This window comes from Polaribacter gochangensis (assembly GCF_046224025.1).
In the GTDB taxonomy this organism is placed as follows: domain Bacteria; phylum Bacteroidota; class Bacteroidia; order Flavobacteriales; family Flavobacteriaceae; genus Polaribacter; species Polaribacter gochangensis.
The window spans coordinates 544972-569243 of the sequence record NZ_JBJXRF010000001.1 but is presented as its reverse complement, the minus strand read 5'-3'; the positions used below and the strand labels follow the sequence as shown (position 1 = coordinate 569243).

The window sequence follows — 24272 nt, the reverse complement described above, 5'->3', positions numbered from 1 at the left end:
AGTTAACTTTGTACCTAAAAAATTAAATTTTTAATTTGAAAAACACATCAAATAATCTACTAATAGTAGAGGATAATTCTTTTATAGGAAAAAAAATCCTTAAGGCAACTAAAGAACTTAATACTATAGTAGATATACGGTTAGCTGAATCTATACAAGAAGCAATTGCTTTTTTGAATGAGATGAAATTTAAATTTTTAATACTCGATTTAAAATTGCCAGACGGGAATGGCATTGAAATATTAAAACATTTTAAAGAAAAAAAAATAGAAAAAAAAGTTTTTGTTTTTTCTATTAGCACAGAGCTAAAGAACATTTGCTTAAAATATGGAGCATCTGCCTTTTTTGATAAATCTAAAGATTTTGATAAATTAATAGAGGCAATAAAAAAAGCCTAACTTAAAAGAGAAGTTATTTTGTGTTAAACAATTCTAATAGTTTCTGAATACCCATTTTCCCCTTGTTTAATTTTTACAGTAAAAAAAGCTAAACTATGTTGCTAGTTTAGCTTCTTTTTAAAAAATATCTTGGGGGATAGATTTTTTTTGGGGGGTATGTATTAATTTGTTATTAGATTGATTTAATGTTCATTAAACATTACTTTACAAATATATATAACAGCATAATACTATTCAATAAGCGATTTTCTTATTTTAGGGTAACTTTTTTTATTGTGCTTTATCATGAACTTTAGTGTGATTTCCATGATTCCAAAGTGTTAAAATATCTGTCGCTACAATTGCTCCGCTTCCAGCTGCAATGGCAAACTGACTTCTAATTCCTGCAATTGTACCACAAACATACAATCCTTCTTTTATTAAAAAATCTTTGTTTTGTAACTGAACTCTATCTTTTTTTGGATTTGCTCTTTGGTGCGGAATTATATAATTGTCTAACCCTTTTATTAAAAAAGGTTTAGAATAATTTAAAGCAACAACAACAATTTTACTTTGATAATTATTTTTGTTTGTTACTATTTTAAAAGTACCGTCAATCAAATCAACAACAGAAATCACTTTTTCGTTTGTAATTTGATGTACATCAGGATACAATTCTGTCAATTGTTTTTTACCAACTTCTAAAATGTCCTTGCCTAATGTTTTTGGACTCAACCCCAATACATTATTAAATAAGGCATTTTGCAAATGCGATGCTTTTTGATTGATGATAATTCCTATATTTTTATCAGCAGCAAAGGATTTGTTTTTAGCAGAACCCAACACCAAAGCACATTGCATTCCTGCAACACCACCTCCAATAATAAGTGAATCAAAAATCATTTTAAATAAATAATGCTTTAATATTTGCAGCAAAAAGTTTTACGGCAATTGCCAATAAAATAACTCCGAATACTTTTCTAATAATACTAATTCCGTTTTGACCAATAATACGCTCAATTTTAGACGAAGTTTTTAAGACAATATAAATTACAACAACATTTAAAAGTACTGCAACAATAATGTTTTCTATGCTAAATTCTGCTCGTAAAGAAAGCAAAGTTGTTAAACTCCCCGGGCCAGCAATTAATGGAAATGCTAGCGGAAAAACAGATGCAGTAATAGGAGAAGCTTCTCCATCATCTTTGTATAAGGTAATTCCTAAAATCATTTCTAAAGCGATAAAAAACAAAATAAAAGCACCTGCAACCGCAAAAGAATTTACATCAATTCCAATTAAACTTAATAAGCTTTTACCAAGAAACAAGAAAAGAATCATTAAAATACCTGCAATAATTGAGGCTTTTTCTGATTGAATATGACCTACTTTTTTACGTAAGTCAATAATGATAGGAATGTTTCCAATAATATCAATTACAGCAAACAAAACCATAAAGGCTGTGAAAATTTCTTTAAAATCTAAATTCATTTTGGTTGATTTTATAATTGGCAAAATTAGGTAAGTTAGATTGATTTAAAGTGAATAATTGTAAAATAAATGTATTTTTGCGATATGTTTCAACTAGGAAAAACAATTGTTTCGGAAGACGTTATTCAAAAAGATTTTGTCTGTAATTTATCTGCATGTAAAGGTGCTTGCTGTATTGATGGTGATGCTGGCGCACCATTAGAAAAAGAAGAAACCAAAATTTTAGAAGAGATTTATCCGAAGGTAAAACCTTTTTTACGCCAAGAAGGAATTGACGTAATAGAAAGCCAAGGAACTTGGGTAACAAGCGAATTTGGAGAATTAGAAACACCGTTAATTAACAATGCAGATTGTGCATATGTAATTTTTGATGAAAATAAAACAGCATTATGTGCAATTGAAGAAGCTTATAATCAGGGAATTATCGATTGGAAAAAGCCCGTTTCTTGTCATTTATACCCAATACGAGTTAGAGATTATGCAGAGTTTTCTGCTGTAAATTATCACAAATGGGAAATTTGTGATGACGCTTGTTCTTTAGGAAAAGAATTACAAGTGCCAGTATATAAGTTTGTTAAACAGGCGTTAGTTCGTAAATTTGGAGAAGACTGGTATGCCGAATTAGAAAAAGTAGCAGAGAAGCAATTAAAAAACTAAATTGTATTTTTACAAAAAACCAAGAATCATGAAAAAAATAATAGTATTCGTGTTGTTAGCAACAATAACAATTTCTTGTGGTAGTTTATTTGAGCTGTTAGAATTAAAGGTTGATAACGATTTAACAGAAAGCATCGATGTAAATGTACCTCAAACCGCAGGAACAACCGGAACATTTGATTTGACCGAAACAATAGATCTTAGATCAGGAGATTTTGCGGAATATGTAGATAAAATAACTGCTGTAAAAATCAATTCATTTACGTATAAGTTTAAAGACTTTTCTGGAAATACAGAAGGTACAATTCCGTCTGGAGTTTTAAAATTTGATGATACTGAAGTTGGTACAATTACCAACCTAAATATTTCTCAAGCCGTAACTGATGAAACTATTTTTACAGTTTCTGATGCTGCTGTTTTAAGCAAATTAGAAGATGCTTTTGTAAATAATACCTCAACAGTAATAACTTTATCTGGAAATGCACTTTCTGATGCGGGACCAATGGATTTTAAAGTTGAAGTAAGTATTAGCTTAACAGCAACAATAAAAGAATAAAATACACCACTTTTTTAATAAAATGACTCCAAATTTAGGAGTCATTTTTTTTTGACAAAAAAGCAACATAAAAAAATAAAAATAGCATTGTCCTATTTTCAAAAAAGTAAAATTAAGTTTTTTGAAGAAGTCAATAAAATCAGGGTGTTGTAAAAAAAACAAAAATTAATTTATTGATAATCAATAAGTTGAACTTATTTTTTTTAAGTCAAAAAAAACACAAATGTGAAGATTTTGTTAAAAACTTCAACTTTTTGTGAATAAGTATAGCTTCATTTTTCAGTCAAATTTTTCAATCTTTGTTAACGTCTTTTTCGACAAAAACCCTGATTTTCAAAACAACTAAAATTTTTATACAAGAATGTCTGCTATAGAACCAATTTTACAACCTAATGATAATAGATTCGTAATTTTTCCAATTCAACATACCGATTTGTGGGATTGGTACAAAAAACAACAAGCGTGTTTTTGGACAGCAGAAGAAATTGACTTGCATGCAGATATTGTAGATTGGAACGATAAATTAACCGATGATGAACGTTATTTTATCAAACATATTTTAGCTTTTTTTGCTGCTTCTGATGGTATTGTAAACGAAAATCTTGCAGAAAATTTTGTAAATGAAGTGCAATTTTCTGAAGCGAAATTTTTCTACGGATTTCAAATAATGATGGAAAACATCCACTCAGAAACCTACTCTTTATTAATAGATACCTACGTAAAAGACGAAACAGAAAAAGACAAGTTGTTTAATGCAATAGAAAATTTCCCTGCAATTAAAAAGAAAGCAGATTGGGCGTTAAAATGGATTGAATCTGATTCTTTTGCTGAACGATTAATAGCTTTTGCAGCTGTTGAAGGGATTTTCTTTTCAGGTGCTTTTTGCTCTATTTTTTGGTTGAAGAAAAGAGGATTATTACCAGGATTAACATTTTCTAACGAGTTAATTTCTAGAGATGAAGGAATGCATTGCGATTTTGCTGTGCACTTACATAACAATCACATTATAAATAAAGTTCCTAAAGATCGTATTAGAGAAATTATTGTTGATGCACTAAATATTGAACGCGAATTTATTACAGAATCTTTACCAGTAAGTTTAATTGGTATGAATGCTAAATTAATGACACAATATTTAGAATTTGTAACAGATAGATTGCTTGAAGAATTCAATTGTGAAAAAGAATACAATGCAACAAACCCATTTGATTTTATGGAAATGATTTCTTTAGAAGGAAAAACAAATTTCTTTGAAAAAAGAGTATCAGAATATCAAAAGGCTGGGGTAAAATCTGGAGGAACAGGAAGTATTAGTTTCGATTCAGATTTCTAACAATTTACGATTTTAGATAAATAAAAAATAATTGTCAAAAAGTGGATGTTTTGACAAAACAAACAACCAAAAAAAACCTTAAATAATTATGTTCGTACTAAAAAGAGATGGCAAAAAAGAGCCAGTAATGTTTGATAAAATTACTGCTAGAGTAAAAAAAATGTGCTATGGATTAAACAAAATTGTTGATCCGGTAAAAGTTGCGATGCGTGTTATTGAAGGTTTATATGATGGAGTTACCACTTCAGAATTAGACAATTTAGCTGCAGAAACTGCTGCAACAATGACAACTGCTCATCCAGATTATGCAAAATTAGCTGCAAGAATTGCCGTTTCTAACTTACATAAAAACACCAAGAAATCGTTCTCTGAAACTATGGACGATTTGTATTACTATGTAAATCCACGTACTGGTAAAAAAGCACCGTTGTTGGCAGATGATGTATATCAAATCATCAAAGACAATGCAGAAAAATTAGATTCTACGATCATTTACAATAGAGATTTTAATTACGATTATTTTGGTTTTAAAACATTAGAACGTTCGTATTTATTAAAATTAAACGGGCAAATTGCAGAACGTCCACAGCACATGTTAATGCGTGTTTCTATTGGTATTCATAAAAATGATATAGACGAAGCAATTGAAACATATGAGTTGATGAGTAAAAAATATTTTACACATGCAACACCAACTTTATTTAATGCTGGTACACCAAAACCACAAATGTCTTCTTGTTTTTTATTACAAATGCAAGATGATAGTATTGGCGGAATTTATGACACCTTAAAACAAACTGCTAAAATTTCTCAATCTGCTGGCGGAATCGGTTTGTCGATTCATAATGTTAGAGCAACAGGTTCTTATATTAGAGGAACAAATGGTACATCAAACGGAATTGTACCAATGTTAAAAGTATTTAATGATACAGCGCGTTATGTAGATCAAGGTGGAGGAAAACGTAAAGGTTCTTTCGCTATGTATTTAGAACCTTGGCATGCAGATATTTTCGACTTTTTAGATTTAAAGAAAAATCACGGAAAAGAAGAAATGCGTGCAAGAGATTTATTCTACGCAATGTGGATTCCAGATTTGTTTATGAAACGTGTGCAAGAAGATGGAAACTGGACTTTAATGTGTCCAAATGAATGTCCGCATTTATTTGATTCATATGGCGATGAATTCGAAAGATTATATGAAGGATACGAAGCTGCAGCAAAAGGAAGAAAAACAATTAAAGCAAGAGAACTTTGGGAGAAAATATTAGAATCTCAAATTGAAACAGGAACTCCGTACATGTTGTACAAAGATGCTGTAAACCGTAAAACGAATCATAAGAACTTAGGAACAATCCGTTCTTCAAACTTATGTACAGAAATTATGGAATACACTGCAAATGATGAAGTTGCTGTGTGTAACTTAGCATCTATTGCATTGCCAATGTTTGTGACAGAAAAAGAAAACGGAGAAAAATTCTTTAATCATAAAAAATTATTTGAAGTAACTAAAAAAGTAACTCGTAATTTAGATACGGTGATTGATATGAATTACTATCCTGTGAAAGAGGCAGAAAATTCAAACTTCCGTCACAGACCCGTTGGATTAGGAATTCAAGGTTTAGCAGATACTTTTATCAATTTACGTTTGCCTTTTACATCCGAAGAAGCAAAAAAACTGAATCAAGAAATTTTTGAAACCATGTATTTTGCAGCTGTTACATCGTCAATGGAAATTGCAAAAGCAAAAGAACCTTATTCTACATTTAAAGGTTCGCCAATGTCTGAAGGAGAATTCCAATTTAACATGTGGGGAATTAAAGATGACGAATTAAGCGGAAACTGGGATTGGGGGAAATTGCGTAAGCAAGTAATGAAACACGGAGTTAGAAACTCGTTATTAGTTGCACCGATGCCAACAGCATCAACCTCTCAAATTTTAGGAAACAACGAAGCATTTGAACCATATACTTCTAACATTTATACGCGTAGAGTTTTATCGGGCGAATTTATTGTTGTAAACAAACATTTACTAGAAGATTTAGTAGAGTTAGGCTTGTGGGACAACGATATGAAAGAAGATATTATGCGTGCAAACGGATCGATACAACATATCGAAAAAATTCCTGCAGAATTAAGAGAATTGTACAAAACAGTTTGGGAAATGAGTATGAAAGATATTATTGATATGGCGCGCCATAGAGGATATTTTATTGATCAATCGCAATCGTTAAACTTGTTTATGCAAGATCCAGATTTTGGAAAATTAACATCGATGCATTTCTACGGATGGAAATCTGGATTAAAAACAGGAATGTATTACTTAAGAACAAAATCGGCAGTAAACGCCATTCAGTTTACCTTATCAAAAGAGAAAAAAGAAGAGGAGAAACCAATGTCTCCAGAAGAATTTAAAGCAATGGTAGAGGCATCTAAAAATGCCGGACCAGACGATTGCTTAATGTGTGGATCATAATCAAATCCAAAATCTGTGAACTGCTATGAAAATAGTTTTTCATAAAAATTAAATTAAAGGGGAAAAAGAGAAGCTGAAATGCTTCTCTTTTTTTTGTCATTTCGAGCGGAGTCGAGAAATCTATTTTGTAGATTTACAAATCAATTAATAATTCAACAATGAACTGGGAACAATTACTATCGTTAAAACGATTTGGCGACACAGAAAAACGCCATAGAGCACAACAAGACGAAACACGTTTGGGTTTTGATGTAGATTTTGATAGAATTATATTTTCATCTGCATTTAGAAGTTTGCAAGACAAAACACAAGTAATTCCGTTGTCAGAAACCGATTTTGTACACACCCGTTTAACGCACAGTTTAGAAGTTTCTGTGGTTGGTAGAAGTATTGGAAGACGCGTTGGAAAAGTGTTGTTAGAACGTCATCCAAACTTAGCTAAATTAGGCTATACTTTTAACGATTTTGGCGCTATTGTAGCCGCTGCTTCTGTTACTCATGATATTGGAAATCCGCCTTTTGGACATTCGGGAGAAAAAGCCATCGGAGAATATTTTAAAACAGGAAACGGCGCAAAATATAAAACAGAACTTACCGAAAAAGAATATCAAGATCTCATAGATTTTGAAGGCAATGCCAACGGATTTAAAATATTAACAGAAACAAGAAAAGGCATTTCTGGCGGTTTGCGGTTATCGTACGCAACCTTGGGTACGTTTTTAAAATATCCGAAAGAATCGTTGCCAAAAAAACCAACAAAACATATTGTCGATAAAAAATATGGCTTTTTTCAATCAGAAAAAGAGGCTTTTTTAGATGTAGCAAACGAATTGGGTTTGCTGCGTAAATCTACCACAAACGATGTTTCTTTTTACAGACATCCGTTGGCGTATTTAGTAGAAGCTGCTGATGATATTTGTTATACCATTATCGATTTTGAAGACGGAATAAATTTAGGTTTAATCGATGAAGATTTTGCGTTAGAGTTTATGATTAAGTTGGTAAAAGATACGATTGACACGAAGAAATATCATTCTTTACAACACAAAAAAGACAGAGTTAGTTATTTACGCGCATTGGCAATTGGTGTATTAGTAAATGAAACGGTGGATATCTTTTTAGCAAATGAAGAAGCTATTTTAAAAGGAGAATTTGACAAAGGTTTGTTAGATAGATGTAAGTATGAGGCACAAATAAACGACATCCTAAAAATAAGTGTAGATAAAATTTACAAAAGCAACGATGTTGTAGAAAAAGAAGTTGCTGGCTATAAAATTATTGCCGATGTACTAGATGTTTTTGTAAATGCATTAAATAACAACTATTTAGGAACAGCATCAAATTATGATAAACTAGTCTTAAACTTATTGCCCAACGAATACAAAAACACCACAGATAATTTATACAACAGAATTATGAAAATTTGTAGTTATGTTTCTAAAATGTCTGATAGTTACGCAATACGATTGCATAAAAAATTAAATGGAAATTTAATATAAAATCATTTCATTAACTTTGAGAACATTAAAATAAATTAATTATGAAGAAAAAACTACTATTCGTTTTTGCAATTGTAGCTGTAGCTTTCACAACTTATCTAGTTTTAGATACAGATTCAGCAGCAGAAAAGGCAAGAGAAAATTATGCAAAATTCTTAAAGAATCATCCATATAATAACACACTAAAACTTACTAAGAAAGAGAGAAAAGCAGAAGGAATGCCACCAAATAAATATTTTGAACAAGAATATTTATTGGAAATGAACCCAAATACTGGTAGAACACATCCAGAAAATGTATTTAAAGTTCAACAAGAATTAAAAGCACAAAGAAAATTACAAAGAGTTCCTGGAGACGCTTCAGATAATATGTGGGTAGAAAGAGGACCCAACAATGTTGGTGGTAGAACTAGAGTGGTACTATTCGACCCGAATGACGCAACACACAAGCGAGTTTTTGCTGGTGGCGTTTCTGGAGGTTTATGGGTAAATAATGACATTACTGATGCCAATTCTTCTTGGACACAAGTAGGTATTGATGAAAATTTATCGGTAAGTTGTATGACAGTTGACCCAAACAATTCACAAATTATGTATGTGGGAACTGGTGAAGGACAAGCAAACCCGAGTTCTATAGGAAATGGAGTTTGGAAATCTACAGATGGTGGTGCTTCTTGGATAAATGTGTATAGTGAAAATTCAAACCCAGATTATGAAAAAAGACTATTTTTTATTAATGATGTTATTGCTTGGAATAATAATGGTAAAACAGAAGTTTTTATTGGTGTTGGAGGAGCATATGTAGGATCATATTCAGGGAGTAATCAGTTTGCAGGATTAGATAAAACAGGGTTGTATAAAAGTGTGGACGATGGATCAACTTGGAACATGGTAACGTTACCTACAATTCCTGGACAATCTCAAGGAGCTGTACATTCTTTTTATGAACCAAACGATTTTGAAATTGGAGCAGATAATACACTTTGGGTAGGTTCAGATAGTAATGCCTGGGGACTTGGTGGCGGTACTATTTTAAAATCGATTGACGGAATTTCATTTTCTGTTACACATTCAGTCGCTAATGCTAAAAGAACTGAAATAGCAGTTTCTAAAACAAATAAAGATAAAATGTATGCTTTGTACCACATTAGTGGTGCTCCAAAAATAGAAGTAACAACAGATGGTTTTGCAAATACAACAAATATTATAACACCAGCAGATGCAGACACAGGAATTCCAAATAATGATTTTACAAGAGGACAAGCTTATTACGATTTGGTAATTGAAGTAGACCCAACAAATGACAACACACTTTATGTTGGTGGAATTGATTTGTTTAGAAGTACAAATTCAGGTAGTTCTTGGAAACAAATTTCTAAATGGTCTAACAACAACAATCTGGCAGCAATGACAATCCCAACGGTTCATGCAGATCAACATGGTTGGGCATTTCATCCAACAGATGCTAACAAAGCACTTATTGGTAATGATGGTGGTGTTTATTATGCAACTTCTTTATCTGGTGCAGAAACCTCTACTACTGCAATAGAAGCTAGAATTAAAGATTATAATATAACACAGTTTTATCATGGAGAAATAGGTCAAAGTACAAACCAAAAGCTATTATTAGCTGGCGCACAAGACAACGGCACACAGTTTATCAATGGAGCTAGTAATGGTATTAATAGTACAGTGAGAATGAGAGGTGGTGATGGTGCTTACTCATTTATAGATAAAGATGGTGCTTATGCCATTGCATCTTATGTGTATAACAATTACAACAGATACAATTTGCCTTATACAAGTTCTGGAGTAGTAATTTCTTCTGACAGTAGTCCGTATTCAGGAAATTTTATCAATCCAGCAGACTTAGATGATAATTTAGATATATTATATACAAATTATTCTAAAGGAAGTTCTTATGTGATAGCAAAATTTGCTAATTTATTAGGATCACCAATAAAAACAGAACTTACAAACGACTTGTTAACAGGAGAACCAACTGCTTTTAAAGTATCTCCTTTTACTACAAATTCTACAAAACTTTTTGTTGGTACAAATAATGGAAAGTTATTAAAAATAGAAAGTGCTAATTCAGCCGGTCCGGCATGGACAAGTATTGGAGACCCTAACTTTTTAGGAAGCATTTCTGACATTGCATTTGGAGCATCAGAAAACGAAATCTTAGTTTCTTTTCATAATTACGGTATTACAAGTGTTTGGTTTAGCGCAGATGGTGGTGCTAACTGGGAAGAAAAAGAAGGTAATTTTCCAGATATTCCTGTAAAAGCAATCATGATGAATCCTTTAAATAATGATGAAGTTATTATTGGTAGTGAATTAGGTGTTTGGAGAACAAGTAATTTTAAAGATGCTTCACCAAGTTGGTCACAATCCTTTAACGGAATGTCTAATGTAAAAGTAACTTCTTTTAGTTTTAGAACTGCTGATAATACGGTTATGGCAACCACTTATGGTAGAGGAATGTTTACTGGACAATTTGCTGCAGGGGTTGTTTCTGTTGATGATGTAATAAAAGAAAACAAAGTTTTTACAATGTATCCAACGGTTTCTAACGGAGACTTTACCATTTTTGCAAAAAACACTTTAGGAAAAGCTAATTTATTGCTATTTGATATCAACGGAAAACAAGTATTTTCTAAGCAGGTAGATTTTACACAACAAGAAAAACAGCCTGTTTCTGTAAACTTACCTTCTGGTGTGTATGTTGTTAACTTAATAGATGCTAACAATAAAAAAGCAACAGGAAAAGTAATTATCAAGTAAAAAAAGATAGAATTTTAAAAAAGCAGCATTATTTTAATGCTGCTTTTTTTATTATGTTAAAGATAGATTCAGCATCTATTTTTGCAATTTTATGCAGTTCTTCTACAGTTCCTTGATGAATAAATACATCTGGAACTCCAAGTATTGTAATGGTATTTTTATAGTTGTTTTTTACAGCAAACTCCGCGATTGCAGATCCAAATCCGCCAGAAATGGTTCCGTCTTCAACGGTAATTACTTTTTGAAAAGAATTAAAAATGGTATGCAATAATTTTTCATCCAATGGTTTTACAAAACGCATATCGTAATGTGCAACAGCAATTTCTTGATTTGTTTTTTCAATGGCAAGAGTTACATTTTTTGCAATGCTACCAATAGATAGTACAGCAATACCTTTTCCTTCTTTTACGCAAATTCCTGTTCCGATTTCTATTTTAGAAAAAGGTTGTTTCCAATCTATCAAAACCCCTTTTCCTCTCGGATATCTTATTGCAATCGGATTCTCTAATCCTAATTGCGCTGTGTACATGATATTGCGAAGTTCAACTTCGTTTCTTGGCGCAAAGAGTATCAAATTCGGAATTGCACGTAAATACGCCAAATCAAAAACTCCGTGATGTGTTGCACCATCTTCGCCCACCAAACCAGCTCTGTCTAAACAGAAAATTACGGATAAATTTTGCAAGGCAACATCGTGAATAATTTGATCGTAAGCACGTTGTAAAAAGGTAGAGTAAATATTGCAAAAAGGCATCATTCCTTGTGTTGCCATTCCTGCTGCTAATGTTACTGCGTGTTGTTCTGCAATGCCAACATCAAACATTCTTTCAGGATATTTTTCTAATAAGAAAGTTAATGAACTTCCTGTAATCATTGCCGGAGTAATGCCTACAATTTTATCATTTTTATCGGCTAATTCTACCAAGGTTTTTCCAAATACATCTTGGTATTTTAGAGGTTCTATTTTTTGTTCCTTAGGGATAATTTCACCTGTTTTACTGTCAAATTTTCCAGGCGCATGATATTGCACTTGATTTTCTTCTGCTTGTTGTAATCCTTTTCCTTTGGTGGTAATTATATGTAAGAATTTTGGGCCTTTTACTTTTTTTAATCGAGATAACTCGGCTAATAATTCATCTAAATTATGACCATCAATTGGACCAGAATAATTAAAATTCAAGGCTTTTATAATATTGTTTTGCGCGGCAAGCCTTTTATCGGTTTTTACTTTGGTTAAATATTCTTTTAATGCGCCAACAGAAGGATCAATTCCAATTGCATTGTCATTTAAAATAACCAATATATTTGCATCCGTTACACCAGCATGATTCAACGCTTCAAAAGCCATTCCGCTTGCAATAGAAGCATCTCCAATAACGGCAATATGTTGTTTTTCGGTTTCTCCTTTTAATTTTGATGCGATTGCCATTCCTAAAATGGCAGAAATAGACGTTGAAGAATGTCCAACTCCAAAAGCATCATAAATACTTTCGCTTCTTTTCGGAAAACCTGAAATTCCGTTTAATCGCCTGTTAGTATCAAAAACTTCTTTTCTTCCGGTAAGAATCTTATGTCCGTAGGCTTGATGCCCAACATCCCAAACCAATAAATCAGTTGGCGTGTCAAATAAATAATGCAAAGCGATTGTGAGCTCTACCACACCTAAACTTGCGCCTAAATGTCCTTCTTTAGTGGCAACAATATCAATAATAAAGGCACGCAATTCTTTTGCTAAAACCGGTAATTGCTCCGGATTTAGTTTTCGTACATCTTTAGGATTGTAAATTGTATCTAAAAGTTTTGTTGACATGCAACAAAAGTACGAGTTTTACATCTGATTTGCTTTTTGTATTATTGAAAAAATATTTTTTAAATGATAAATCCTTTTGACGACGTTTATTTTATGAAAAAAGCTTTAGATGAAGCAACAACTGCTTTTGATAAAGGTGAAGTTCCTGTCGGAGCAATCATTGTTTTTAAGGAACAAATTATTGCAAGAGCACACAACTTAACAGAAACGTTAAATGATGTAACTGCACACGCAGAAATGCAAGCATTTACGGCTGCAGCAGATTATTTAGGAGGTAAATATTTAAAAGATTGTACCTTGTATGTTACGTTAGAACCTTGCCAAATGTGTGCTGGCGCAAGTTATTGGACACAACTAGGCAAAATCGTTTACGGAGCTTCTGAATTAGAACGCGGATTTTTAACACTAAAAACAACCATTCATCCAAAAACAAAAGTTGTTGGCGGAATTTTAGAAAACGAATGTTCGCAAATATTAAAACGCTTTTTTATTGAAAAACGGAATTTAAACTAATAAAAAAGATACCTACAAGGTCTTTTTTTTGACCTTGTAGGATACAATGAATTGCTATTAGTCTCCTGTAATTTTCACATTATCTATTTGTACCGTTGTAGAAACTGCACCATCGCCACCAAAATATTGAAAAGCAATATGTACATTTCCTGACAAACAAGACAAACTAATATCGCCAGATTTGGTAAAGAAGTTTGAGTAATCACTGCTTGGACCTTCAGATAAATTGGCATTAATTTGAGTCCAAGTTGCTGTTTTTACATTTCCAGAAAAATCAGAGGAAACAAAAACTTTTAAAGCTTTTCCATTGTCATAACCATTATTAGTTTCAAAAGTTAAGGTTTCGTTTGTAGTTGCATCTAAATTAATTGTTGGAGAAATCAACCAGATTTCTAACGGATTTTCTGCTGTGTTGTAAGCAGACATTTCCATTACTCTATTCCCGTTTTTTGTTTTAGACTTAAATACATTTTTACCGCCATTTGTATTGGTATTTGACCAACCTGCATTAAGTAAATGCGAATTTGTCTTAATGTTTTCAAAGTCTTCATTAATTAAAATAATAGTTCTGGCACTTGTGTTTGCGTCACAATTTAAAAAATCAGGATCACATCTTGTAGCATTTGTAAAATCAATTGTTGAAGGAGAATTTACAATGGCAACTAAAAACTCTGATTTAAAATCTTTGGATAAAATAAAGTCAATTTTTCCTTGTCCGTCTGGAATCAAGGTCGATTTAAAACTAGAAAAAGTACTGGTTTGTAATCTTAATTCGTGTTCTGATCCGCATTCAAATACATATCGAAATCCGTCGTATTCATCATATTTTTCACCAGAAAAGGTTTTTCCAATTTCAGAAATATCAAACTGAGCATTTTCTAACTGAACAAAGGTATTTATGGTTGCATCTGTGATCGTTTCTATCGTAATTTTTTGAGGAATAATTGTTGCAATTGTTGCCGTTCTAAAAAGATGATTCTTAATTGCCGTTGCAGGAATTTTACCAGCTCTATCTCCTTCTAAAAAACCTAACGAATATTTTCCGGGCGCTAAATTAATTGGGTTTACTTCGCTTTGTCCGTCGTCATACGAAACCGACAAACCATCTAATTTGATATAAATTTTTTGCCCGATTGTAAACACATCACTCAATGCAGATTTGTTGATTAAAATTTCAATTCCTGCAGTTGGATTATCTGGTTTGTCTTGCACAATAAGTTTGTTGTAAAAATTACCTGTTGCATCTGATGAAATTACGTACGCTTCAATAAACGTTGGGCTATTTTCGTTTACAGGAAATGTAAACACCAACTTTTGGTTAGAAAAGTACTCTTGTTGTAAAGCTGTTTTTACTTTTCCTAAATCTGAATTTGCAGTAATAGTTGGATCTGTAATCGTAATATCTGGCACTTCAAAAGCGTTGTCTTGCACGCAAGAAAGAATAATAAAAAGTAACAGAAATAAGGTTTTTGGATATAATTTATATGTTTTCATAATCAATATTTTTTTAAGTTTTTAAAATCTAAAGCTGACATTCAAAAAGTAAGTTGCTCCTCTTCCAAACCAATATTTTGGGCCAAAAATAGGCTTGTCTAACGCTTTATCATCTCGTAATTCTCTGTAATTTGCATTTCTGCCTTGCTCAAAACCACCCGTTTTATATTTGGTGTTTTGTAGATTGCTAATACTTGCAAAAAGGCTGATATAATAGTCGTTAATTTTCCAAGATTTTCCTCCAACCAAATTGATGACATTATAACTGTCAAATTTTTCTTGTTGCAATAATGTTTTTGCTAATTCTGGGTCGTAATCGTTAAAAGGAATTCCGCCATTATCCGTAAAATTGCTTGTTCTTGTTAATGGAGCAACATCTACATAAGCATTTGCAAAAAAGTTTATCGTTGCTCCAAACCACCAATAATCTGGATCTCTATATTCAAATCCAACAGAATATGCTTGTTGAGGTCCAGCAGCTAATTTGTAGTTTTTTAAGTTGGATGCTCTTGATGCAAATTGAAATCCATCAATTTCAGATTTTAGCGTTAAAGTTGGATTGCTATCATAGATATATTGACCCATATTTGCAGCTCCTTTTAATTTGATTGATGCTGTAACTTGTGCTTCTAAACCTAGTTCTATACCAATGTTTTTCTTATCGATTTCGGTTAAAATTTCTTGTACAAAAGCGGTGTAATCAGACCCGCTTCCTCCAACTCCGTCTGCATAATAAAAGGAAACTTCTGTAGCGCCTTTAATTTTTGCATAATAACCAGTTGCTTTTGCCTGTAAATTTGGACTTCTAAAAATGTAACTCGCATCCGCAGAAAAGATTTTTTCGCTAGTTAAATTTTCAACAACATCATTATTTATTCTTGCGTTAGAAAAGGCGTTTCGTAATGTTGGTGCTTTTGTCAAATAACCAGCATTTGCGTCAACTAAATGACGACCAGTAAATTTATAGGTTGCGCCACCTTTAAATCCGTAATTTGTAAAAGTAGGTTTATCAGATTTCCCTAAAGAAGCATTTCCTGTAGCAAATTTTCCGTTTTTATATAATCCATTTCTTTGATGCGTTGTATTAGAAATACTTGCAGCAGTATAAAAATCAATTTTATTGTATTTAAACTGCGCTTGTGCAAATCCGTTTAAAATATTGGTGGTTAAATTATAGTTGTATTTAAACTTGTCACCAACTGTAACTTCTCTGTTCGGATGTTGTAAATCATTTTGTTTTAAAGTGTTTGTATTTGCAAAAGAATCTACATCTAAAAATTTTGTTCCTCCAAATAAATCGGTTACTTGTGCAAAATTATCTGAACTTAAATTCCTGTATTGAATAGAAGCGTTTAAAGTGATGTTTTCATTTATTTCTGCCTCAAAAATTGAATTTACAGAAAACTGTTTGTCGTCATTTCTGTCATCATATAAAACATAGGCAGCATATCCATTATCTATTGGATTTGAGTTTTTTTGATAGAGATTTGTCCAATCTAATTGACCATTTTCAATAAATGTTTTTTCCATTTCATACACATTGGGATAGCCTTTTTTTAAACCATAACTTGGTAGTTTTTGATAATAGGTTGGATCTGGATTTGCACCACCCAAACTTACAATTGTTGGAATGCCATTTATAGAACCATCAATTTTACTTCCGTTATAATCAATTCTACTATTTGCAACTTCTCCAAATTGATACGCAACATTGGTGTTTAAAGTTGTGGATTTATTTATTATCCAATAATGATTCAACATTACAATTGGTTCTACAATTCTTTTTTGACGAGCATTTCGCATTCGTCCGTTTTGCATTCCCCAATACGAATTGTATTGAATGCCTTTTAAATCATAAACTTCTTGTGTATTTGCAGACGATTTTCCTCTTTTATTTGGCGTATAAATAGCAGTAAAATTAATACTGTGAGAAGAGTTGATTTTTTTCTCAACAGAAGCAAAAAAAGAATTTGCATCATAGAAAGTACCTTCATTAAAACCTTCTTTTCCTGCTCTTCTACTTACAGAAATTGTATATGCCCAATTATTTTGCGTTAAACCGGAAGAATAGGTTGCCATAATTCTGTGCTCGTAACTTCTGTTTGCAGATGCATATGAAATTCTTCCTCCAGGTTTTGCATCCGAAGCTCTAACATTGATGTTTGTAGCACCTAAAACACCACCAAAAGTATAGTTAGACGGAGCTAAGCCTGAACTAAATTCTTGATTCCGAGTTGCATCATTTAAGCCGCCCCAATTACTCCATTGTGGTCTTCCAGAATATATTTTATTCATTTCAATTCCGTTTATCAACAACAAAGCATTGTCAGAATCCAACCCTTTAATTCTAAAAAAAGAAGCGCTAAATTCAAATGCAGCAGATCTTAAATAAATATCTTTTGAAGATTGTAATAACCCAGAAATATGATCGGCAGTACTATTATCATCATTCAACTCATCATCTGCAATGGTAATTGTACTTAAATCTTCATTTACAGAACTATCTTCATAAAAGAAAACAGTGCCTAAATCTATTGGATTTCCTTCTAATTGAATCGGGAAATTTTGGGTTTCATAACCTTTAAGTTTTAGCGTTACAATAAATTTCCCGTTGGGGAGATTTTCTAAAATAAAGGTTCCGTTTGATTTTGTTTTAACTGTGGATGACTGTAAGATAATAGAAACGCCTTCGATGGGTTTTTCAGAATTGCTATCAACCACAGTTCCTTTTACAAGGTTCTGAGCAGCCATTTTCGGGTAGAAAATAACCGTCAAGAACATCGTTAAGATGAACTTTTTCATAGCTTTCAATTTTTAACCTAAAGATATAAAAATATTTAACAACCGTCAAATCAGGCTTTTAAGTGGCTTTTGAAATTGTTTATATTTGTAATAAAAACTTGCAAAATGAAAAGATTACTTCTCTTGGGGAGCTTTTTGTGTATTTCGGTACTCGTAAAAGCCCAATCCAAAATAAATCAATATTCTATTAGAACGATTGCTTTTTATAATGTTGAAAATTTATTTGATACGATAAACGATCCAACAAAAAACGATGAGGCAAGTCCGATGATGGAATTAAAAGTCAATAAATCCAACATATATTGGGATAAAATAGATAAAATTGGAAATGTCATTTCTCAGATTGGATTTGAAAAAACCAAAACTGGTCCGGCTATAATTGGCATTTCAGAAGTTGAAAACAGGGCGGTTTTAGAAGATTTGGTTAAATCAAAATTTCTAAAAAAAATGAATTATGAGATTATTCATTACGAATCGCCAGACAAAAGAGGAATTGACGTAGCATTATTGTATCAAAAAAGATATTTTAAACCAATACATCACGAGTCCTATACACCTACTATTTTTAGAAATAATTTTAAGGTGTATACAAGAGATCAATTATTGGTTTCTGGTTATTTAGATGATGAATTGATTCATGTACTTGTAAATCATTGGCCATCTAGAAGTGGTGGCGAAGCTGCAAGCAGAACTTTGCGAGAAAAAGCGGCATATCAAAATGTAAAAATCATAGAAAAAATTAGAGAAACAGAACCTAACGCTAAAATTTTTAGTATTGGAGATTTTAATGATAATCCAACGAATTCTAGTTTTAAGAAGGTGTTAAAAACAAAAGGTAAAAAGGAAAATGTAAACGCTGGCGATTTATACAATCCGTTTGAAGAAATGCATAAACGCGGTTTTAACACGGTTGGTTATCGAGATAATATTAGTTTGTTTGATCAGATATATTTTACTTCATCAGTTCTAGACAAAGGCGAAAAAGATTTTTCATCATATAAAATGTATAAAGCCATGATTTTTAATAAACGTTTTTTAACCACTAAAAAAGGACGTTATAAAGGATATCCGTTTAGAAGTTTTTCTGATGGCGGTTATACTGGCGGATATAGCGATCATTATCCGGTGTATATTTACTTGATTAAAGAGAAGAATTAATGAACGTATTTTATAATTTTTTAATAACACTAGTTACAATTCCCCAAATAATAAAATCGTTTTCTTCTGTAATTTTTATAATCGGATAATCAGGGTTTTCTGGTTGTAACCAAACTTCATCATTTTTTACTCGCAAACGTTTTACAGTAAATTCACCGTCTAAAAAACAAACCGCAATTTTATTATTAGTAGGTTCTATACTTCTGTCAATTACCAACAAATCATTATCATTTAAACCAGCACCAATCATAGATTGTCCGCTAACTTTGGCAAAAAAAGTAGCTTCTTTATTGGTAATTAATTCTTCGTCTAAAGAAATGCGCGTTTCTCTAAAATCATCTGCAGGCGAAGGAAAACCCGCAGAAATTCCTGTATCAATAAAAATAGCTCCATTGCTATCAGAAATTTTAGGAGTAAAAAAAGTTAGGTTTTTTGATGTTTTTGCGCTCATGTTTTTATGTAACAATTAAAATGTCGTTAATATTTGTGGTGTATTTTGGTGATAATCGTTCTTGACGCATTTTCCAAGTGCGTTTTAAATCTTGGTTTCCTAATTTAATTTTATCAGCTTTAAACTTAGTGTTTATAAAATCAATAGCAGACATTAAATGTTTGTGTTTTGGATTTTCGTGTACAAATAAGTTCAATTGATGATTGTCTGTTGGCACTAAACCAGTAACAATTACGCCAGCTCGTTTGTATTTAATTCCTTTTTTAAACATCGCTTTTGCTACATTTACTGCGGTGTTACTAATAACTAGAGTAGAATCTGTAGGATACGGAAAAACAACAGTTCTGCTTGTTCTGTGTTGTTCGCTATCTTTTTTATGACGATCGCTACTTAGCAACACCATAATCATGTGGCAACTAGATTGTTGTTTGCGTAGTTTTTCTGCACAGCTTACGGCAAAAGTTGATACGCGTTCTTTAATGTTATCGATGTCAGAAAAAGTGTGTTCGAAACTTCTTGTGGTTGCAATCATTTTTTTTGATGAAACTTCTTCTAAAGGAATTTTAGAAATTCCTTGTAATTCTTTTTTTAATTTCCATTCTGTGATAGAGAAATTTTTTAAAATCCAAGCATCAGAAAGTTGTGTAAAATCAAACGCATTTTTACATCCTTTTTCGGCTAAACGTTTGTGTAAACGTCTTCCGATACCCCACACATCTTTAAGCGGAATCCATTTTAACGCTTTGATGCGTTTCTCATCAGAATCAATTACATGAGTTCCGCCAGTTTCTTTTGGAAATTTACGCGCTATTTTATTGGCAACTTTACTCAAGGCTTTTGTTGGAGCAACACCAACAGAAGTCGGAATACCTGTCCATTTTAAAACTCGATTTCTAATTTGCGTTCCGTAATCGGTAAAATTGTAATTTTCAAAACCGTTAAACTGTAAAAAAGCTTCATCAATAGAATAGATTTCTATGTCTGGCGAAAATTGAGAAAGAATGTTCATTACTCTTGCGCTCATGTCTCCATACAATGGATAATTAGACGACAAAACAGCAATGTTATTTGCTTTGCAAAAATGCTCCCACTTAAAAATTGGTGCGCCAAAAGGCAATTGTAATTTTTTAGCTTCATCGCTCATAGAAATTACACAACCATCGTTATTGCTTAAAATAGCAACAGGTTTTTTTTGCAAATTAGGATTAAAAACCCGTTCGCAAGAAGCATAAAAATTATTACAATCTACCAAAGCATACATGTCTATAAAAATATCAAAAAATAGAAAGCAAAAAGACATTGTTAATATCTTAATATGTTAAAAAACACTTTCTTTTACGATAGAATTATATAAACAGCTTATTGTAAGCGCTTTTTAATTTTTTAATTACAGTTTCTATTTCTTCTTCATTTAAATGCCCAAAACCAAAACGAATTGCACAGGTATTTTTATCTTGATAAAGTACAGTTTTGGGTATAAATAAATCTTTTTTTTCTGCTTCTTCTGATAATTTCACTAAAGATATTTTAGATTGAAATTTTAACCAAATTGCTAATCCGCCAGAAGGTATTTTCCATTGTGCTATTTCTGAAAAGTATTGAGATAAGAGTTTGCATAAACAATCTTGTCTTTGTTTATATATGATAATATTTTTTTTCATTAGACGATAAATTTCACCCTCGCTAATTAATTCCGACAACATTTGTTCCTGAATTAAATCTCCTTGTTTGTCTAGTAATTCTAAATAATTTTTTGCTTCCGAAATTAAGTTTTCAGGTGCTACCACAAATCCTGTTTGAAAACTTGGAAATAATGATTGTCCCAATTTCCCTAAATATATAACCATTCCATCAGCATCTGAACTAGCCATGGGTAACATTGCAGAACCTTCAAACTGAAAATCGTAATCGTAATCATCTTCAATAATTGAAAATCCATATTCTTTAGCAAGTTGTAACAACTGCAAACGGCGTTCTGCACTTAATGTTACTATCGTTGGATAATCTCTATGAGCACATACATAAACACACCTAATGCTTCCTTTTACAAAATGCTTTTTTATGTATTCAACATCTAAACCATTTTTATCGACAGGAATAGTTTTAATGTTTGCACCAGCTTGTTGAAAAATCATATTAGAAGCATAATTACTTAAACTTCCGACCAATACTACTTCGTTTTGTTTTATTAACAGTTGCGAAACGATGTACAAGCTCATTTCTGTACTACGTGTACTTACTAGATTATTTGGATTTATATGAAAACCTCTAGTTGCATTTAAATAATTACAAAGTTGCGTTTGGAATAATGAATAGGAAGATTCGTTTGGTCTGTTCCATTTTTTTATTAACGTTTTTCGTTTCATGGCAGCACTATACCACCTTGTAAATTGATGAACAGGATGCAAACGTAAATCTGGACTTCCTTCGTTAATGGAATACTTTGAATTTGTTAACTGAATAGTTGATGCTAAATGAAATGATTTTTGAAAAGGAAATCCTGTTGTTTTTGCATATGTATATGCCTCATTTATTTTTTGTGAAGTTGCTTTTATTTTTGCTGTCTTTTGTTCTGGCTCCAAAACAAAAGTTCCTTTATTGGGTATAATTTCTACCCAACCTTGAGAAGCTAACTCTTCGTAGATAGCAACAGCAGTATTTCTATGAATACTTAATAACTGACTAAACATACGAGTTCCTGGTAACTTTGTCCCTTTAGCTAAATACCTACGTTGTATTGCATTTATAATTTGCTGTGAAACCTGTATGTATAAAGGTTGAGATAGATTTTTATCAAAACCTATTAACTGTTTCAAAATATTATTAACCGGACTACCTTTCATTTTAACACTGGACTATTCTAATCGTCCGGAAAATTACGAATTTTGCATCTTATTTAAATAACTATTTATGAAATTAAAAATTACATTAATAATTGCCATATTCTTTTATACAGTTCAGGTAAAAGCACAAATTGATCCTGTAAAAAGAGATACTTTAAAAGAAGTTGTTATTACTTCTAGTAGAATTGATTTGCCTTTTAAGCAAAACTCTCGAACAATTTTAGTAATTACCGCGAAACAAATAAAGGAAAGCGCTGTTACAAATATTGCAGATTTATTGCAACAAGTTGCTGGTATAGATGTTAGAAGAAGAGGTGCAAGCGGAATGCAATCTGACTTGTATATTCGTGGTGGTAGTTTTGATCAAACATTGTTGTTAATTGACGGAATTAAAGTTGAAGATCCACAAACAGGACATCACACCATGAACATGGCATTGCCACTTGATGTGATTGAAAGAGTTGAAATTATCAAAGGAGCAGCAGCGCGTATTTTTGGGCAGAATGCATTTACTGGAGCAATTAATATTGTTACTAAAAAAGACGCAAGCAATGTAAATTCAGCTGAAATTCAAGCAGGATCTTTTGGTCAGAAAAATGCAGCAATAACCGTTGGTAAAAACCTTGATAATAGTTCTATTATTGTTCACGCATCTTTAAATTCATCTGATGGTTATCGACACAATACAGATTTTAAAAATCAGAATTATTTTATAAAAAATACATTTAATAAAAACAATACGCCAATTGATTTTATTGGATATTTTACAGAAAGAAATTTTGGTGCAAACGGATTTTATGCTTCCCCTTCGGCAAAAGATCAGTACGAAGAAACACAGTCTAGTTTGGTAGGTTTATCAACAACAATTAAAAAGAATAAACTTACTTTAAAACCGCGGATGTATTGGAAAAGAAACCAAGATATGTATGTTTATATTCGTCATAATCCATCAGTATACAGAAATTTACATATTTCTAATAAGGTTGGCGCTGAGTTAAATGCATCGTACAATTCTTCAGCTGGTATTACGGGTTTTGGCATTGACATTGCACAAGTGTTTTTAACGAGTAATAATTTAGGTTCTAGAGATCGATTTATGGCAAATTTATTTTTAGAACATCGCTTTAAATTATTTAATGATAAAATGGATATTACGCCAGGTGTTGCCATTAATTATTTTTCAGATTTTAAATTTCATGCTTTTCCAGGAATTGATGTTGGATATACAATAAGCGATAACTTTAAAGTGTACGCAAATGCTGGATATACATATAGAATTCCGACGTACACAGATTTATTTTATAGTGATCCAACTACTTTAGGAAACGCGAATTTAAATCCAGAAGAAGCAATTTCTGAAGAATTAGGAATTAAATATACATCTTTAAAAGTCGATTTTTCTGCGGCTATTTTTAACAGAGATTCTAATAATTTAATAGATTATGTAAAGGCAAATGCCAACGATAAATGGCAAGCAACAAACATTCAGGATTTAAACTCATTTGGAATTGAATTTAATGGATCGTTTCGTTATAAAGTAAAAGATTTCACTCAAAACCTTGCTTTTGGTTATACCTATTTAGATGAAAATTTAGCATCGGTAAATGCTGCTTTTTCTAGATATTCTATCAACTCTTTAAAACATCATTTTACAACCACATTTAGATCTCAATTTTTTAAAAATATAAGTCAAAGTATAGTTTATAAATTTTCTGAAAGATCAACCGGAGAAAGTTATGGGATTGTAGATCTTATGTTTACGTTAAACTTAAACCGTTTTGATGTATCGCTAATTGGAAACAATATTTTTGATACTGTTTATACAGAAACAAACCTTGTTCCGATGCCAAAATCAAACTTTTTAATCGCATTAAACTATAAGTTTTAATTACTTGGTTACACAATTGGTTTTTCCTTTTATTTATCTGCAAATACGTATTACCACTTATTTGCATTAGAACAATTATCTGTAATTTTACTTAAATATTTGTTCCCCGATTATGAAATTTTGTCCAAGCTGTAAATCGTTCT

At 31.8% G+C, this 24272-nt stretch carries 18 protein-coding genes; 10 read left to right on the top strand and 8 right to left on the bottom strand.

The genetic code is table 11. The features are described from left to right. Window positions 1–35: 35 nt before the first annotated feature. Complete coding sequence (locus tag ACEWL1_RS02610; protein WP_409231725.1) at window positions 36–398, top strand: response regulator; 363 nt, start codon at window positions 36–38, stop codon at window positions 396–398. A 270-nt stretch (window positions 399–668) separates the two neighbouring features. On the opposite strand, the gene ACEWL1_RS02605 is transcribed toward ACEWL1_RS02610, so the two are convergent. Together ACEWL1_RS02605 and ACEWL1_RS02600 are read right to left on the bottom strand one after the other, a co-directional pair. Continuing rightward, window positions 669–1280: an FAD-dependent oxidoreductase gene (locus tag ACEWL1_RS02605; protein ID WP_409231724.1), complete on the bottom strand. Its 612-nt coding sequence runs from the start codon at window positions 1278–1280 to the stop codon at window positions 669–671. A 1-nt stretch (window position 1281) separates the two neighbouring features. Continuing rightward, window positions 1282–1866 (bottom strand): MarC family protein, encoded by a 585-nt coding sequence (locus ACEWL1_RS02600; RefSeq protein ID WP_409231723.1) that lies wholly within the window; start codon window positions 1864–1866, stop codon window positions 1282–1284. 84 nt (window positions 1867–1950) lie between these two features. On the opposite strand from ACEWL1_RS02600, the gene ACEWL1_RS02595 reads away from it, so the two are divergent. The 6 genes from ACEWL1_RS02595 to ACEWL1_RS02570 all read left to right on the top strand — a co-directional run bounded on the left by ACEWL1_RS02595 (window position 1951) and on the right by ACEWL1_RS02570 (window position 11170). Beyond that, window positions 1951–2523, top strand: a complete 573-nt coding sequence (locus ACEWL1_RS02595; protein WP_409231722.1) for a DUF3109 family protein — start codon at window positions 1951–1953, stop codon at window positions 2521–2523. Between the two features lie 28 nt (window positions 2524–2551). Further along, window positions 2552–3079 carry a hypothetical protein gene (locus ACEWL1_RS02590; RefSeq protein WP_409231721.1) on the top strand — a complete coding sequence of 176 codons (528 nt, stop codon included), beginning with the start codon at window positions 2552–2554 and terminating at the stop codon, window positions 3077–3079. A gap of 361 nt (window positions 3080–3440) precedes the next feature. After that, window positions 3441–4412 (top strand): ribonucleotide-diphosphate reductase subunit beta, encoded by a 972-nt coding sequence (locus ACEWL1_RS02585; RefSeq protein WP_409231720.1) that lies wholly within the window; start codon window positions 3441–3443, stop codon window positions 4410–4412. An 88-nt stretch (window positions 4413–4500) separates the two neighbouring features. Next, a complete protein-coding gene (locus ACEWL1_RS02580; protein WP_409231719.1) occupies window positions 4501–6885 on the top strand; it encodes a ribonucleoside-diphosphate reductase subunit alpha in 2385 nt (794 codons plus the stop codon). 158 nt (window positions 6886–7043) lie between these two features. Continuing rightward, window positions 7044–8384 carry a deoxyguanosinetriphosphate triphosphohydrolase gene (locus ACEWL1_RS02575; protein ID WP_409231718.1) on the top strand — a complete coding sequence of 447 codons (1341 nt, stop codon included), beginning with the start codon at window positions 7044–7046 and terminating at the stop codon, window positions 8382–8384. Window positions 8385–8425: 41 nt separating this feature from the next. After that, window positions 8426–11170 carry a WD40/YVTN/BNR-like repeat-containing protein gene (locus ACEWL1_RS02570; protein ID WP_409231717.1) on the top strand — a complete coding sequence of 915 codons (2745 nt, stop codon included), beginning with the start codon at window positions 8426–8428 and terminating at the stop codon, window positions 11168–11170. A gap of 28 nt (window positions 11171–11198) precedes the next feature. On the opposite strand, the gene dxs is transcribed toward ACEWL1_RS02570, so the two are convergent. Next, a complete protein-coding gene (dxs, locus tag ACEWL1_RS02565) occupies window positions 11199–12980 on the bottom strand; it encodes a 1-deoxy-D-xylulose-5-phosphate synthase (protein ID WP_409231716.1) in 1782 nt (593 codons plus the stop codon). A gap of 63 nt (window positions 12981–13043) precedes the next feature. Here dxs and ACEWL1_RS02560 point away from each other — a divergent pair, with 63 nt between their 5' ends. Next, window positions 13044–13493 (top strand): nucleoside deaminase, encoded by a 450-nt coding sequence (locus ACEWL1_RS02560; protein ID WP_409231715.1) that lies wholly within the window; start codon window positions 13044–13046, stop codon window positions 13491–13493. Window positions 13494–13550: 57 nt separating this feature from the next. Here ACEWL1_RS02560 and ACEWL1_RS02555 read toward each other — a convergent pair whose 3' ends face one another. Together ACEWL1_RS02555 and ACEWL1_RS02550 are read right to left on the bottom strand one after the other, a co-directional pair. Beyond that, entirely contained in the window at window positions 13551–14987 is a 1437-nt protein-coding gene (locus ACEWL1_RS02555) for a DUF5689 domain-containing protein (protein ID WP_409231714.1), read from the bottom strand. A 21-nt stretch (window positions 14988–15008) separates the two neighbouring features. After that, window positions 15009–17789 (bottom strand): carboxypeptidase-like regulatory domain-containing protein, encoded by a 2781-nt coding sequence (locus ACEWL1_RS02550; RefSeq protein ID WP_409231713.1) that lies wholly within the window; start codon window positions 17787–17789, stop codon window positions 15009–15011. A 105-nt stretch (window positions 17790–17894) separates the two neighbouring features. On the opposite strand from ACEWL1_RS02550, the gene ACEWL1_RS02545 reads away from it, so the two are divergent. Next, on the top strand, window positions 17895–18947 hold the full coding sequence (locus ACEWL1_RS02545; protein ID WP_409231712.1) for an endonuclease/exonuclease/phosphatase family protein: 1053 nt from the start codon (window positions 17895–17897) through the stop codon (window positions 18945–18947). A gap of 10 nt (window positions 18948–18957) precedes the next feature. Here ACEWL1_RS02545 and ACEWL1_RS02540 read toward each other — a convergent pair whose 3' ends face one another. The 3 genes from ACEWL1_RS02540 to ACEWL1_RS02530 all read right to left on the bottom strand — a co-directional run bounded on the left by ACEWL1_RS02540 (window position 18958) and on the right by ACEWL1_RS02530 (window position 22241). Continuing rightward, window positions 18958–19398, bottom strand: a complete 441-nt coding sequence (locus ACEWL1_RS02540) for a LexA family protein (RefSeq protein WP_409231711.1) — start codon at window positions 19396–19398, stop codon at window positions 18958–18960. Between the two features lie 4 nt (window positions 19399–19402). Continuing rightward, entirely contained in the window at window positions 19403–20659 is a 1257-nt protein-coding gene (locus ACEWL1_RS02535) for a Y-family DNA polymerase (protein WP_409232256.1), read from the bottom strand. An 85-nt stretch (window positions 20660–20744) separates the two neighbouring features. After that, on the bottom strand, window positions 20745–22241 hold the full coding sequence (locus ACEWL1_RS02530) for an aminotransferase-like domain-containing protein (protein ID WP_409231710.1): 1497 nt from the start codon (window positions 22239–22241) through the stop codon (window positions 20745–20747). A 67-nt stretch (window positions 22242–22308) separates the two neighbouring features. On the opposite strand from ACEWL1_RS02530, the gene ACEWL1_RS02525 reads away from it, so the two are divergent. Beyond that, the gene (locus ACEWL1_RS02525) at window positions 22309–24129 is read left to right on the top strand and encodes a TonB-dependent receptor plug domain-containing protein (RefSeq protein WP_409231709.1); all 1821 of its coding nucleotides are present in this window, start codon (window positions 22309–22311) and stop codon (window positions 24127–24129) included. The last annotated feature ends 143 nt before the right edge of the window (window positions 24130–24272 follow it).